At 46.1% G+C, this 14,734-nt stretch carries 16 protein-coding genes; 8 read left to right on the forward strand and 8 right to left on the reverse strand.

The genetic code is table 11. From position 1 onward, the window contains the following. Window positions 1–64 precede the first annotated feature (64 nt). On the reverse strand, window positions 65–628 hold the full coding sequence (locus FW758_RS08565) for a porin family protein (protein WP_446445167.1): 564 nt from the start codon (window positions 626–628) through the stop codon (window positions 65–67). A gap of 146 nt (window positions 629–774) precedes the next feature. Here FW758_RS08565 and FW758_RS08570 point away from each other — a divergent pair, with 146 nt between their 5' ends. The 4 genes from FW758_RS08570 (at window position 775) to FW758_RS08585 (ending at window position 4,080) form a co-directional block, all read left to right on the forward strand. Next, complete coding sequence (locus FW758_RS08570) at window positions 775–1,341, forward strand: YajG family lipoprotein (protein WP_106651566.1); 567 nt, start codon at window positions 775–777, stop codon at window positions 1,339–1,341. 29 nt (window positions 1,342–1,370) lie between these two features. Further along, a complete protein-coding gene (locus FW758_RS08575; protein WP_220591077.1) occupies window positions 1,371–1,955 on the forward strand; it encodes a peptidylprolyl isomerase in 585 nt (194 codons plus the stop codon). Window positions 1,956–2,027: 72 nt separating this feature from the next. Continuing rightward, a complete protein-coding gene (locus FW758_RS08580; RefSeq protein ID WP_107949078.1) occupies window positions 2,028–2,348 on the forward strand; it encodes a hypothetical protein in 321 nt (106 codons plus the stop codon). Between the two features lie 316 nt (window positions 2,349–2,664). Continuing rightward, complete coding sequence (locus FW758_RS08585; RefSeq protein ID WP_446445168.1) at window positions 2,665–4,080, forward strand: AmpG family muropeptide MFS transporter; 1,416 nt, start codon at window positions 2,665–2,667, stop codon at window positions 4,078–4,080. Window positions 4,081–4,201: 121 nt separating this feature from the next. On the opposite strand, the gene FW758_RS08590 is transcribed toward FW758_RS08585, so the two are convergent. Then, on the reverse strand, window positions 4,202–4,687 hold the full coding sequence (locus FW758_RS08590; protein ID WP_006080274.1) for a YajQ family cyclic di-GMP-binding protein: 486 nt from the start codon (window positions 4,685–4,687) through the stop codon (window positions 4,202–4,204). A 155-nt stretch (window positions 4,688–4,842) separates the two neighbouring features. On the opposite strand from FW758_RS08590, the gene FW758_RS08595 reads away from it, so the two are divergent. The 4 genes from FW758_RS08595 to FW758_RS08610 all read left to right on the forward strand — a co-directional run bounded on the left by FW758_RS08595 (window position 4,843) and on the right by FW758_RS08610 (window position 8,190). Continuing rightward, the gene (locus FW758_RS08595; RefSeq protein WP_446445169.1) at window positions 4,843–5,205 is read left to right on the forward strand and encodes a VanZ family protein; all 363 of its coding nucleotides are present in this window, start codon (window positions 4,843–4,845) and stop codon (window positions 5,203–5,205) included. A 49-nt stretch (window positions 5,206–5,254) separates the two neighbouring features. Next, on the forward strand, window positions 5,255–6,190 hold the full coding sequence (locus tag FW758_RS08600; RefSeq protein WP_446445170.1) for a ketopantoate reductase family protein: 936 nt from the start codon (window positions 5,255–5,257) through the stop codon (window positions 6,188–6,190). A 351-nt stretch (window positions 6,191–6,541) separates the two neighbouring features. Beyond that, window positions 6,542–6,880 carry a P-II family nitrogen regulator gene (locus FW758_RS08605; RefSeq protein ID WP_126492708.1) on the forward strand — a complete coding sequence of 113 codons (339 nt, stop codon included), beginning with the start codon at window positions 6,542–6,544 and terminating at the stop codon, window positions 6,878–6,880. Then, on the forward strand, window positions 6,877–8,190 hold the full coding sequence (locus tag FW758_RS08610; RefSeq protein ID WP_115333923.1) for an ammonium transporter: 1,314 nt from the start codon (window positions 6,877–6,879) through the stop codon (window positions 8,188–8,190). The genes FW758_RS08605 and FW758_RS08610 overlap by 4 nt, the downstream gene beginning before the upstream one ends. A 180-nt stretch (window positions 8,191–8,370) precedes the next feature. Here FW758_RS08610 and FW758_RS08615 read toward each other — a convergent pair whose 3' ends face one another. From FW758_RS08615 to FW758_RS08640, 6 genes are all read right to left on the reverse strand, one after another. Continuing rightward, window positions 8,371–9,891 (reverse strand): EAL domain-containing protein, encoded by a 1,521-nt coding sequence (locus FW758_RS08615; RefSeq protein ID WP_446445171.1) that lies wholly within the window; start codon window positions 9,889–9,891, stop codon window positions 8,371–8,373. 173 nt (window positions 9,892–10,064) lie between these two features. After that, window positions 10,065–10,937, reverse strand: a complete 873-nt coding sequence (locus tag FW758_RS08620; protein WP_446445172.1) for an EamA family transporter — start codon at window positions 10,935–10,937, stop codon at window positions 10,065–10,067. A gap of 187 nt (window positions 10,938–11,124) precedes the next feature. Beyond that, window positions 11,125–11,973, reverse strand: a complete 849-nt coding sequence (gene kdsA, locus FW758_RS08625; protein WP_071938555.1) for a 3-deoxy-8-phosphooctulonate synthase — start codon at window positions 11,971–11,973, stop codon at window positions 11,125–11,127. A 64-nt stretch (window positions 11,974–12,037) separates the two neighbouring features. Beyond that, window positions 12,038–13,285, reverse strand: coding sequence for a DUF819 family protein (locus tag FW758_RS08630; protein WP_012090149.1), 1,248 nt, complete (start codon window positions 13,283–13,285; stop codon window positions 12,038–12,040). A 154-nt stretch (window positions 13,286–13,439) separates the two neighbouring features. Next, on the reverse strand, window positions 13,440–14,228 hold the full coding sequence (locus FW758_RS08635) for a SirB1 family protein (RefSeq protein ID WP_006080264.1): 789 nt from the start codon (window positions 14,226–14,228) through the stop codon (window positions 13,440–13,442). Then, window positions 14,228–14,623, reverse strand: a complete 396-nt coding sequence (locus FW758_RS08640) for a SirB2 family protein (protein ID WP_006080263.1) — start codon at window positions 14,621–14,623, stop codon at window positions 14,228–14,230. The genes FW758_RS08635 and FW758_RS08640 overlap by 1 nt, the downstream gene beginning before the upstream one ends. Between the last annotated feature and the right edge of the window lie 111 nt (window positions 14,624–14,734).

The following is a 14,734-nucleotide window of genomic DNA, read 5'->3' on the forward strand; positions in this document are numbered from 1 at the left end:
AAGGTTCTAAAACGAAAAAAGCGCCAAGGGCGCTTAATTGAGGATAATAGATAATATTTGCGAGTTAGAATCGATAACTCACGCCAAAGTTGACCCCTTGCAGCTCTAACTCTTTCATTGGCACATATTGGTACTCAAGATTGAGTCCAAAGCCAGAGCGAAAACGATATTGCCAACCCACAGCGCCGTAAAATCCTACATCATCCGAATCCATCTCTTGCTTATCCATCTCATAACTCACTTTGGTATAAGCGGCGCCGAGCTTGGCATACAGACTATTACCACGAGACAACGCATATTCGCCATAAGCAGTGGTTCTGATACCTTGGTAATGTAAATCTTTGATTTCACTGATACCACTAATAAGTGCACTCGCCACTCCACCCGTCCCCGTTAAATACCCCGCTTCAAAACCAAAATGCTCATCAAGCATAAAGCGATAATACAAGTCACTGGTAAAGGTATCACCTGCATCATATTTACCGCTGTTGGTTTCAAATTCTTGAGTACCGTAGCCTAAACTGCCGCCGAGTATATGGGCAGAATCCCCCGCGAATGCATTGGTGCTAATGATGCTTGACGCCATTGTCAGGCCCACAACAATCGAAATTAACGACAGTTTTGACATGTTTTGCTCCAGATGAAATGAACTAACCCATAGTGAACACTGGATGTTATCACTGTAAGCTGTACTCCAACTGAATCGAGGTGTTCTGTGGCATCAAAAGTGATTTCTGGTATGCTGTAGCCACTTTTACTTGTACGAGAGATCCCATGAAACGGCTATTACTGACTTTGACTTTTCCCCTGCTGTTTGCGGGCTGTGCCAGCCAAAACCCGACTCATATGGCTTTCAGTCCCCAAGTGCCCAATATCAGTCAACAAACGGCGCAATCTGTACCTATCTCTCTTGAAACCGTCGATACGCGCACCGTCGATTATGTTGCTCGTTTTATTGAAGAAGGGACAAAAACACGTTTGGTCGGCCCGAGTGAACCGCCTAAATTGCTGCTCGATGAAGTATTCCGCGCCGGCTTTAGCCAAGCGGGTTATCAAATCGATCCTAGCGCGACTAATTCAGTGCAAATTCAATTAGAAGAATTGCAAATGGATGTCACTAAAAAGACTTTTGGTTATGAGGCAAAACACAGTGTGTTAATCGCAGTGCAAGCCAAGAACTCAACACAAGAACTGGTTAAACGTTACAAGGCAAAAGGCACCTTAAAAGGCCCTTTAACGCCCGATTTTGCGACCTTAGAGCTGGATATGAATAAATTACTCGGCCAACTCACAGGTGAAATTCTTAATGATCCTGAGCTTAATCAGTTTCTACAACAATAACAGCGTCAGTTTATTATAAGGAAATCAATATGCTCCGTTGGATATCAGCCCTCTTATTTCTCTTTATGAGTCACAATAGCCTCGCACTCGACATTCAGGCCGATACCTTGTATCCCAGAGTCGAGTTTGACACTAGCTTAGGCAAAATAGTGGTCGAGCTAGATAGGACACGCGCACCTATCACTGTCGATAACTTTTTAACTTATGTCGTCAAAGGCGAATATGACAACACGATATTTCACCGTGTGATCAGTGACTTTGTGGTGCAAGGCGGTGGACTCACCCCTAAGTATGAAGAGCTGCCAGACGGCAAACCGATAGTCAACGAATCGGGGAATGGGCTCACCAACAGCATAGGCACTATCGCCATGGCGCGGGAAAATGAACCGCACTCAGCCACACGCCAGTTCTACTTCAACGTGGCCGACAATACTAAACTCGACCCATCCAAACGCCGTTGGGGTTATGCGGTATTTGGTGAAGTGATTGAAGGTAAAACTGTCCTCGAAGCTATGGCTGTCGTTGAGACAGGGACGAACGCTAAGCTCAATTGGCCCGATGTTCCTGTGACACCTATCATATTGAAAACCGCTAAATTATTACCAAAACAGTAATCCAAAAATTTTTCGAGCAAAAGCGCTAATTTTGCATCTATACTGTGATAGCAAACAGAAAGGAGGCAAACGATGACAGCAACTGAGTTCATCGATAATAAAGCGCCCCAACTCGCCTTTTATGGAAAAGCGTTTTTGAGTGAAGAACTCGACTTCCATGAAGTGCAACTTTACTTATGGGACACGTTAGAAGAATGGCAGCAATTGAATTCGACTGGCGAAGCGCAAACGGAAACTGAAAAAGTGTTTTGGCACTTGCTCCACAGCTTTAACAGGTGGCCTGACTGTGTGATCCGCGGCAATCAATATCTGCGTAAGCAAGTGAATGATTGCTGTGACTTTCTGAGTTTAGGCGGCCGAGTGCCACAGGGATGCGTTGGGATAAGACCTTAAGTTCTGCATGCCTATCAATAGAAAATGGCCCTGTTATCAGGGCCTTTTTATATCGCGTAATTGATTCCTCCCTCTTCATTTTTGTCATCTTTTCTATTCATACAGGCAATCAATCCCGATGATTAATCCTGACGCTTAACGCTGGCGATATAAACCCGCGGCTCACGCTTAGCAACAGAAGATTAACGCCAAAGCTATATTCAATCACCAAAATGCGCCAAAACGAGAGCTCAATATAAAAGGAATGCCATTAGCCCTTGAACCCTATGGCACCTTACCCGTAAGCTAGGCGGATTAAATACCTAGACTCATACCTATGTCCGCAACAGGTTTTATTCAACGTACACTCGATGCGCTCAGTGTCTATTATCACAAGCGGGTTTTGATCCTGTTATTACTGGGTTTTTCCGCCGGCCTACCATTAATGTTGGTATTTTCAACGCTATCCTTTTGGTTGCGTGAAGCCGGTGTTGATCGCACTTCAATCGGTTATTTCAGCTGGATAGCCTTAGCCTATGCGTTTAAATGGGCTTGGTCGCCCTTAGTCGATCGACTCTCGCTACCACTGCTAACTCGCTTTCTAGGCCGCCGCCGAAGCTGGATGCTATTCGCTCAGTTGTTACTGGTCGGCGCTATCTTAGGCATGTCTTTTAGTGACCCTCTCAAGGATCTCGAGCGCTTGGCGCTATTCGCATTAATGGTCGCCTTTGCTTCCGCCACCCAAGATATTGTGATTGATGCCTTTCGGATTGAATCAGCCCCTGAAAAGATGCAAGCCGCACTAGCAGCGGCCTATCAAGTGGGTTACCGCAGCGCTATGATAGTCGCCACCGCAGGTGCACTCACTATAGCGGCTTGGGTCGACCCCGGTAACACAGCATACAACTTAGTGGCCTGGCAAACCTCTTACCTGATTATGGCGGGCTTGATGTCCGTGGGGATTTTGACCACGCTTTTTAGCCGTGAGCCCAAAGTCGATACCCGCGCCGCCGATGCCACCGAATTAGCCTTAAAGCAACGCTTAAGCGCCACTTATCCAAGAGTTATCGCCGCTGGCATGTCTTGGGTATACACGGCCAGTATTTTGCCTTTTATCGACTTTTTCAAACGCTATGGCCGCAGCGCTATCCTCATCCTATTGCTGATTTCTTGCTACCGGATCTCAGATATTGTGATGGGTATTATGGCGAACGTCTTTTATGTGGATATGGGCTTCACTAAAGAAGAAATTGCCTATTTGAGTAAGATCTATGGCCTGATCATGACCTTAGTCGGCGCAGCCTTCGGCGGTGTTTTGTTAGCGCGTTATGGCACGATGAAGATCCTTTTCCTTGGCGCTTTGCTGGTTGCCGTAACCAATCTGTTATTCGCGTGGCAGGCAGTGATTGGCTACAACGTACCCTTTTTAACCTTTGCCATTTCCGTAGACAACTTTAGCGCAGGAATCGCCACGGCGGCTTTTATCGCCTATCTATCGAGTCTCACCAGCAGTGGCTACAGTGCAACGCAATATGCCTTACTGTCTTCGATTATGTTGCTGTTCCCTAAGTTTATCGCGGGCTTCTCGGGGGCTTATGTCGACGCATTTGGCTATGTGAACTTCTTTGTCGCCGCCAGTGTTATTGGTTTTCCTGTGTTGTTTTTGGTTGCCTTAGTCAACAAGTATGCGCCGCACCCCAGCACATCATTAATGGATGATTCGTCAAAAAGTGCACCAGCAAAATCTGATTAAGGTCTCATAGCACTTATGTCATCAATATAAAAAAGCCCTCACACCTTAGTGTGAGGGCTTTTACATTTAAAGACGAAATGGCTAACGCGATACTGCATCACGTTAAACCAATTCTGCTCGATTAATCTTTAAAGTTATCAAATTGGAAAGGCTGGCCTAACTCAGACTCACGTGCCAACGCCATGACAGCTTGTAAATCGTCACGTTTTTTACCTGTAACTCGTACTTTCTCGCCCTGAATAGACGCTTGCACTTTAAGTTTGCTGTCTTTAATTAGCTTGACCAGTTTTTTAGCGATTAAGGTTTCTATACCTTCTTTAAACTTCACTTTTAGGGAGAAGGTTTTACCACTGTGGATGGCTTTCTCATCGACTTCCATCGAAGACGGATCCACATTACGTTTGCTCAGTTGCATACGTAAAATGTCCACTAATTGTTGGCATTGGAAGTCATCTTCAGCGGTTAACGTGACCACATGATCCTTATATTCCACGTCAGCTGTTTTACCGCGAAAATCGAAACGTGTCGCCAGCTCACGCTTAGTATTATCAACCGCATTACGCAGTTCAACTTCATTCACTTCTGACACAATATCCATTGAAGGCATAGTTTTTATGTCCCATATCAAATTTATATGCAGCTAGTTTACCCACACACAGGCCTAAGTTGAAGGTAAAGCCTAGAATAAAAGCGTAATCATGGATGACTTTAGTGGTGGATTTTCCTATCATTGCCCCACTCTAAGCTAATGCAAACATATTTGTGATAACTAAAAATACCCTATTTAAGCTGGCTTTAGCCGTAGCCTTTGTCGTGATCAGTTATCTGGTATTTTCCAGACCAACCTATTCGCAAAGTATTCCGAATATCGACAAGGTAGGCCATCTTGGGAGCTTTTTTTGCCTCTCCTATCTCTCCTACCTCGCTTTCAAACCTAAGTGGTATTGGCTATCGCTCACATTGGCGAGCTATGCCATTTTAATTGAGCTAGTGCAATCGCGTTTGCCCTACCGTAGCGCCTCTGTGGCGGATGTCATTGCCGACTTTACGGGCATAGCGCTGTTCTACTTTTGTAATTGGGCCTATGGCAAATACTTCCGTGCGGCGCAGTTACGGGAAGATTAATCCGAACGCTTTCAATTGGCACTGATACAGAAACCTTAAGGCTGCGAATATGACTCATGCTGTGGATATTGCCATTTTAGGTGCAGGTGCCGTTGGGCAACTGATCTGTCGCCAATTGACAGTTGCGGGCATGAATGTCGGTTTTATCGGCCGTAATGCCCTCGAATCTGGCCAGCAAGTACTGAGTTTCACCCCATTAGCGTCTGCAGATGACCATCAACAGGTACAAGCTATCCCGTATTCGGTGCCTATCTTAACTGCCGATGCGCTCGACAATATCCGTCTGGTGATTGTCTGCGTTAAAGCCTATCAAGTGCTCGATGCGCTCTCTCCCTTGCTCAAGCAACTGCCTAGCCAATGCCATATTTTGTTATTACACAATGGCATGGGACCTCATTTAGCGCTGGCACCGCTGCTTAATCCGCAAGCCAATGGCAGAGGACTAAGCCTAGGGACAACGTCCCAAGGGGTGTTACGTCAAGCCCCTTGGCAGATTAAGCAAACCGGACAAGGGCTGACTCAACTGGGGCATTTCGCTGGCGCTGAACTGACGAAGCATTATCGCAACGCTTTGCTGGCTGCCATTCCGAGCAGTGAATGGGTCGATGCGATTGTGCCTTGCCTGTGGCAAAAACTCGCAGTCAATGCCGCCATTAATCCGCTCACGGCGCTATATCAATGTCCTAATGGCAAACTAGCTGAGCCAGATTTTAGCGAGGTGATTAAGGGTATTCTCGATGAGTTGGTCATGGTTGCCGCACATGATGGCGTGTCGCTTGATCAATCATTTTTGCACGACAGGGTCTACCAAGTGATCCGCCTAACAGCGGGGAACTTCTCGTCGATGCACCAAGATATTGCGCATCAAAGGCGAACCGAGATAGACCAAATTAACGGCTATATCTGTGAGCGTGCACAAGCGCACGGTTTAAGTGCGCCAGTCAATGCCGAGCTTTGGGTGCGAGTCAAACAGCTAGCAGTTTAAGCGAGCACAACTAGCCTAGCACAACCAAAGTTAATTCACTGTTTAATAAAGATAACCTGTAAATCACGATTTAATTCCCCGCATTCATGCAGCGCATTAAAACGCTGACTCCCCTCGCTTTATATCCACTCGACACTATCTGCACTGATACTTGCCAGCAGAACTTATCTTGCACCAATAAAACGCACCAAATCAGGGCGATTTGATTCTGTTCTGCACCGTTTTGCATCAATCCTTGATGCTATTTCGGTGCGACTGAATGTTAACGCAATGATAATAAATGCTTTGTTTATATGGCCTGATTCCTGCTTTATTCCAATAAATTGAGTCTGAAGTTTGTTGGAGAGAAAATTGAAACTGGTCACCGCAATCATTAAACCGTTCAAATTAGACGATGTACGTGAAGCCTTAACTCAGCTCAACGTCCATGGCATGACAGTCACTGAAGTGCGCGGCTTTGGCCGCCAAAAGGGCCATACAGAATTGTATCGTGGCGCCGAATACGCAGTGGACTTTTTGCCTAAGATGAAGCTCGAAGTCGCCATTCACTCAGATCAAGAAGAAGCCATTATCGAAGCCATTATTGCCGCGGCCCATACAGGCAAAGTGGGCGATGGCAAAATCTTTGTGACCGAACTCCAACAAGTCGTGCGCATTCGTACTTCGGAAGAAGGAGTGGATGCCCTATGATACTAGCGAACTTCAGACTCAGTTTTAAATATCTCTTGATATTATTCAGTATGTTGGCGACCAATGCTGTCGCCGATGAGGGTCAGTTCAGCGCCGCGAATACTGCGTGGATCTTAAGCTCATCCGCGCTGGTGTTGTTGATGACCTTACCCGGATTAGCCTTATTTTACGGCGGTTTAGTACGCAGTAAAAACGTACTCTCGATATTGATGCAGTGCTTCTCTATCGCCGCCCTTGTCTCAGTTTTATGGTTTGCCATAGGTTATTCGCTCGCATTCGATGCGGGCAATAGTTTTATCGGTGGCTTAGGTAAAGCATTACTGTCAGGCATTGGCCGCGATAGTCTCAGTGGGGATATTCCTGAGCCCCTGTTTATGCTATTTCAAATGACCTTTGCCATCATCACGCCGGCACTGATCATCGGTGGCTTTGCCGAGCGAATGAAATTCTCAGCTGTGCTCATCTTTTCAGGGGCTTGGTTATTATTGGTTTATGCGCCGATTACCCACTGGGTGTGGGGCGGAGGCTGGTTAGCACAGCTAGGACTGTACGATTTCGCGGGCGGAACCGTGGTGCATATTACCGCCGGGGTTGCAGCGCTCGTTGCGGCTAAAGTGCTAGGTCCGCGCAAAGGATTTTTAAACTCGGCGATTATGCCGCACAACCTGACCATGACAGTCACAGGTGCGGGCATGCTGTGGGTCGGTTGGTTCGGTTTTAATGGTGGTAGCGCACTCGGCGCCAATGGCACCGCTGCCATGGCGATTTTAGCAACTCATCTCGCCGCTTCTATGGGCGCGATGACCTGGGCAGCAATTGAGTGGATTAAGTTTGGTAAACCCAGCGCCCTTGGCATAGTCACCGGCATGGTAGCAGGCTTAGGCACTATCACTCCGGCGTCTGGTTATGTTGGCCCAGCGGGAGCATTAGTGATTGGTTTACTCGGCGGGATCGTGTGTTTTTACTCAACGGTTTATATCAAACAGAAACTTAAGATCGATGACTCCTTAGACGTTTTCCCCGTACACGGGGTTGGCGGTATTCTCGGAACTCTTTTGGCCGGCGTGTTTAGCTCGACCCAATTAGGCGTCTTTAGCGGCTACGGTTTTGCAGCCGTGAACGAAACCATGATAGACCAACTTGGGGTACAGATTATCGGGGTCGCGGCCACGTTCACTTATACAGCTGTGGTCACTTGGTTGCTATTCGTGATCATTCGTAAGCTACTTGGCGGCCTTCGTGTCAGCACAGAACAAGAAGTTAACGGCTTGGATTTATCGGAACACGAAGAAACTGGCTACAGCCTTTGAATGGGCCTCTAGCCAGAGCAGTTAACCAGAAACTTTAAAAAGAGGCTTTAAAAAGAGGCTTTAACGATAAGCTTTCAACCAGAAGCTTAAACCAAAGCCTTTAACACGCACTTTTAGCTATAACGCTTGAACGGCAATAAGGGCACCTAGGTGCCCTTATTGCTGACTGATTTTATGATGCTAACGCTTAAAATGCTCGACTAACCATAGCTTTAAATCGGCGAGTTTCATCGGCTTAGCAAAGAGATACCCTTGGAGAAAATGCACTTGGCGACTGGTTAAATAATCCGCCTGCTCCTGCGTCTCAACCCCCTCTGCCACCACGACATAATTCATCTTGTGGGAAAGCTCGATAATAGTATCGAGCACATGGGAAGTGACAGAATCTTGCCCTATGGTATCGATAAAGCATTTATCAATTTTCAGATAGTCTAACGGCATCGTTTGCAGCAGGGGTAAAGTGGTTTGCCCAGTACCAAAGTCATCGATTGCCACAAGAATTCCTAACTGTCGCAAGCTTTCAATACACTGGCAAATATCTGGCGTTAACAATTGCCGTTCGGTGATTTCAATCAAGGGCTTAACGCCAATACGCTCCAGGGAATCCCGCAGATGAATAAATTTCGACTCAATATCATCCTGCGTAAAGTGTTCTGGCGCCACGTTAAACGCAACTCTAAAGCCCGGTTCGACCTTCATATCGGCAAAATCTTTTAATGCCCGCTCAAAAATATAGTTGGTCAATGGGACAATTAACTTGCCCTCTTCGGCAATGGGAATAAACAAATCAGGCCGCACTAAGCCCATTTGTGGGTGCTGCCAACGTACTAAAGCCTCAACGCCTTTAGCCTTACCATCCTCGGCACAAATCACTGGCTGATAAACTAAGAAAAACTCTTCGTTCTCTATCCCACTGCGAATGTCATCGGCAAGGGAATGGCGAGTAACCCTTGAATAGAGCACAAATAGGATAGTCCCCGTAATCAAGACTATGCTAACGGGCAAAGATATTGCTAAAAATATCCAAAAGAAATGCCAGAAAAAGGCAGGTGACATTGCTAATAACACTGAAAAATTGTGCTTATCAGAATCGAGCGTCATCACCTCATTTTGTTTAAATTCGGGTGACTCAGGAATCGTTTTACCATTTATAGATAAAGCGACATTGATCACTGCGCTGGGAAACACATTGGGCTGTACAAAGGAGTCTAATAAATATTGCCCTTCAATAATCACAGCAGCGCCGTGCTTAGATATCGGCTCCCAGTTTGATGCCACTATCGCAGGCACCTCAGGCATAAAAGGCGTGCCGCCAATAATAAACTGGTTAGGTATTTCAAGATTTTCAGTGGCACTGACTATGCCTAAAGGAACGTCGATATCACCTGTTTTAGATGAACAATAAACACGTTGTGAATCAAATATTAAAGCTGAGCGAAAGTAAGGCTGGAACAACATATAGTTGTGTAATTCTTGGCACTCAGTGTCCTTCAGCGCCAATGCATAATGGCTGATTTCATCGGCATGTGAGATCAACGTATCTATGTGGCCTACATAAATAGCTCCCACACCTTTGACTTTATCTTCCACAAAATACTGTGCAGAAAGATAACTTGCGACCACAGCAACCCCGATGGGAAACAATATCACTGCCAGCCATTGCCACAATGGCAGATTTAATTTTGCTATTTTTCTTCGCATAGTTCTCTGTTTAGTTCCTTAACTCGCACAGCACTCGGTTAAAAATGGTATCAAAATCTAAGCTGCAAGACGTGTATATGTTTGTATCTCAGTTCATGTCAGCTTGATATAAACAGGCTAAATCGCATTTTATTCTAGTATAAAAAATCGACATGGTATCAATGAGTTTGAAACTATTCCCACATCACTAAAATGGCGGCCATAGCAATAAGGATTAATCCAAGCATATCTTTTATCTTCACTTTTTCCTTCAACCAAAAGGTGGCAATTAAGATCATAAAGAAGACTTCAACTTGGCCTAAGGTTTTTACATAAGGCACTGCCTGCAGCGACATAGCACTAAACCAGCCGATAGAACCTAAACAACTGGCGGTACTAGTGAGTAAGGTTAGCTTAGGTCGCTGCCATAACGCGGCCAGTGTGGATTTATCCTTAAGTAACAGATAACTGACTAACACTAAGGTCTGTAGACTAATCACGAATAACAGCACCCAAGCGGCGCTATGGGGGAAGCCGATATTCAAACACAAACTCGCCTCCCGCACCCAAAGCGATGTCAGCGCAAACGAAGTTCCACAAGCTAAGCCAATCAATACCGTATTGAGCGACAGACTTCGAAGACCTTGTTTGGCACTCATCAGAAAAATCGCCACACCACCCAGTAATACACCCGACCAACCTAATGGTGATAAATGAGTGCCAAAAAACACTGTGCCTAATATCGCCGCAACCACAGCTTCACTCTTAGCCAGCCCAGCCCCAATAGCAAAATTCTGCAGCTTAAACAGTTTCACCATCAAACCCGTCGCGAGGATTTGCATCGCCGATGCACCTAAGATAAAAACGATAAAACGGCCGCTAAAATCGGGGATATCGACATCCTGCCAAAGATATAAACCTACCAGATACACGGCGGCAATGGGCCCAGCCCAAATAAAACGCGCTAAGGTCACGCCCGCGACACTCACCTCTTTACTCAGTTGGCTTTGAAACGCATTACGCCAAGCCTGCATAAATGCCGCCAGCAAAGTTAGTAAGATCCACATGAAGGTATTCCGTAAAGAATGAGGTCGGCAATGAAGACGAGGGTTAGGCAAACCTCATCATAAAACATTAATGTTTCAGATAGCTACAGGGTTATAGCCATCGGATTCTTTCAGCTGAAAAACAAAAGCCCCGAACGAGTCGAGGCTTTGGGATTAAATCACTAATTCATTAAGTCTTAGTTTGCGATTACTTGCTGGTATCGATTGGATCGAAGGACTTAACCAAATCGTCAATCGCTTTCATTTGTTTCAAATAATTTTCTAACTGATGCAAAGGTAAGGCACATGGGCCGTCGCACTTAGCGTTATCAGGATCGGGATGTGCTTCAATGAATAGACCCGCTAAACCTAGCGCCATACCGCTGCGCGCTAATTCGGTCGCCTGTGCACGACGTCCGCCAGCAGAATCGGCACGGCCACCAGGACGTTGCAGCGCATGGGTCGCATCGAAAATCACTGGGTAACCAGATTGTTTCATCTCATCCATGCCCAACATATCAACGACTAAGTTGTTATAACCGAAGCTTGAACCTCGTTCACACAGGATGATCTCGTCATTGCCCGCTTCGTTAAACTTAGTGATGATGTGGCGCATTTCGTGCGGCGCTAAAAACTGTGGCTTCTTCACGTTGATGATAGCGCCGGTTTTAGCCATAGCGACAACCAAATCTGTCTGGCGGGCTAAGAATGCTGGCAACTGAATGATATCAACCACTTCAGCAACAGGCGCACACTGGTGCACTTCATGCACGTCAGTGATCAAAGGTAAGTTAAAGGTCTTTTTAATTTCTTCAAAAATCTTCAAACCTTCTTCCATGCCAGGGCCACGGTAAGAGTTGATTGAAGAGCGATTCGCCTTATCAAAGGACGCCTTAAACACATAAGGAATACCCAGTTTTTGGGTCACTTCGGCGTAGGTTTCAGCAATCGACATAGCGAGATCGCGAGACTCAAGCACGTTCATGCCACCAAACAACACAAAAGGTTTATCGTTGGCAATCTCGATTGAACCTAGGTTTATGATTTTATTACTCATCGCAACTTCTCTCTAAAATGCTGGAACCTTTCCCAGCGATGAACTGAATATAGGGCTAAGGCCGCTATGCCGCAACTGCTTGTAAAAGCTGGCCACAGAGCCACGCCATGTAAGTCCCTAACGCATAACCAAATACGGCTAACAACACGCCAACAGGCGCTAAAGCGGGGTGGAATGCCGCAGCAACGACAGGGGCAGATGCTGCACCGCCGACGTTCGCTTGGCTACCCACAGCCATGTAAAACAGCGGCGCTTTAATCAACTTAGCCACCAATAACATAAAGCCTGCGTGCACTAACATCCAAATAATGCCCACTAAAAAGTACAAAGGCGTGTCGAGCACTTTACTCACATCCATGTGCAGACCAATCGTCGCCACTAAAATGTAAAGGAAAGCCGACGCCACTTTCGATGCCCCCGCCGCCTCTAAATGGCGCACAGGGCTGAAGGACATAGCCAAACCAATGGTTGTGACTATCACCACTAACCAGAAGAACTTAGAGGTTAAGCTGTAATCTTCGGTCCAAGGGTAGTTCGCTTCAAAAAATGGTCCAAGGAAATCGGCGGCCATATGGGCGATACCTGTGATACCAAAACCAACGGCGACAATCAGCATAAGATCGCGCAGATTAGGAATGCGGGCATTTTCAGCGTGATACTTTTCAACTTTGTCTTTTAACGCTTCAATTGCTGAGGTATCGGCACCCGTTCTCGCATCAATCTCTTTCGCCTTTGATGCCATAAATAACAATACGGCCATCCAGATATTGGCGACAATCACATCGACGGTCACCATCACAGAGAAAATATTGCCACCTACCGCATAGATTTCTTTCATCGCGGCTTGGTTTGCGCCGCCACCAATCCAGCTTCCGGCTAAGGTCGTCATGCCGCGCCATACCGCATCAGGACCATCAACTCCAATTAAAGAGGGCTCGATGATCGACACTAACAGCAAGGCAATCGGGCCACCGATGACGATACCGACAGTGCCGGTTAAAAACATGATTAAGGCTTTCGGCCCTAAACTTAAAATAGCTTTTAAATCAACGCTTAAAATTAATAAGACTAAACACGCTGGCAGTAAATAACGTGACGCCACAAAATACAGTTGTGAGGTATTACCGTCGATCACCCCAAAGGTATTCAATAAAGAGGGCAAGAAATAACACAATAAAAGGGCGGGAATGAAACGATAAAACTTCTGCCAAAAAGGATGACTACTGCTACTGGTATAAAATACAAAACCTAGAATTGTCGCGAGTATCCCTAACGCCGTGGCATCGTTCGTCACTAAAGCCGTGCTTGTCATGCTAATTTCTCCCTGTTAATACAGTTATTATTTTATTTTTATTAGAGACTTAACCTTTAAGTCCCTGGGTCAAACTTCCATCTGCCCAGTGTTATTATTTTTGCTGATTGGATTGAACAGTTGATAAATAAGAAGAGCCCCGAAAGGCTCTGCTTTAATGGTAAATCTCGGCATGCTCGTTTAATTCTTTGAGCTGCATCTTCACGATTTCGATCACGGGATCGTGGGGGCTGTTATCGACAAAGTGCTGCAAATCAGCAGCAGCCACATTAATACAACCCAGCTGCTGCGCGATAAAGGCTCGCTCACGATTGAGGTGCACATCATCGCTATGCCATTGCAATAGCAGACTGCAACATTCCATCGCCGCCTCAAATTGATGCGACACTATACAACCGGCTTTTAGCTCATGCAGCATACGCGTCAGCAGTTTTTTCACCGTTGCAGGCTTTAAGTAACTCGCCTTAAGCTCGGCTGCATTGCCTAACTCGCCGCGCACTAACACATGCAACTGGTGACGGCTGAGCTCCTTGCCCGTCAAAGGGTCCAGATAACTCACTTCACCGGCAATCTTGCAACGCAGCACCGTATTGCCGGGTAGTAATATCGGTTCAAGCTCAAGATCTAACTGCTTCGCCAGTAACATCAAGACAGTTGCCAGCGTAGTGCTATTGCCTTGGCGGCTAATTAAGCAAGTGCCTAAATCCGCCGCCTCAGTACTGAAGTAATTATCGCGGACACAAAAGCCTAAATCCTCGTAAAACCAATGCAACAGCGCATTAAAACGCTGTTGTTGGTCAACCAAGTAATGACTTAATACGGCTCCCGCCATTTCAAACCAAGCCCATTTAGCGGCTTCTAGTTTAGAAAATCCAAGGTGCGCACCTACATCCAATGCCGACTCGGGCAATGAAATGCCATCTTGCAGAGTGTAGTTACCCATTAACCCAATAATACCGCTTGTTTAAAATGAGCCAATTTAGCAGCATAAACCAACCAGCCTATCGCGCCTAAGTAAGCAAACACTTTGAACAACTTGTTTCTGTTCGCCTTTATGGCAATCGCGCCAAGTACAATATAGGCAACCACAGCACCGATTTTTTCAGTCATCCAAGGATCGACAAAAGGAAATTGCTGGATCATAAAACACAGGGTTAAGCCCGACAGCAGTAAGAAAGTGTCGATAACATGGGGCGCTATCTTGAGCAGTTTCTTCTCCATCAAAGCCGATTGGCGCAGATGCAGAACAAAGCGCACGGTAAGCAGCAACACGCTTAACGCGATAAAGGTAAAATGCAGATGTTTAACCGCAGGATATAGACTGTAAAAAGTTTCCATTACGATACTTATGGCCAGTGACAAAGGCGCTAGTTTACCCTAATCCGTGACGGCATACCAATGCCTATCAGCCTGATAGTCAGAGCTAACATCATAAAAAATCAACCGAGA

The organism is Shewanella sp. 1180_01 (assembly GCF_052850535.1).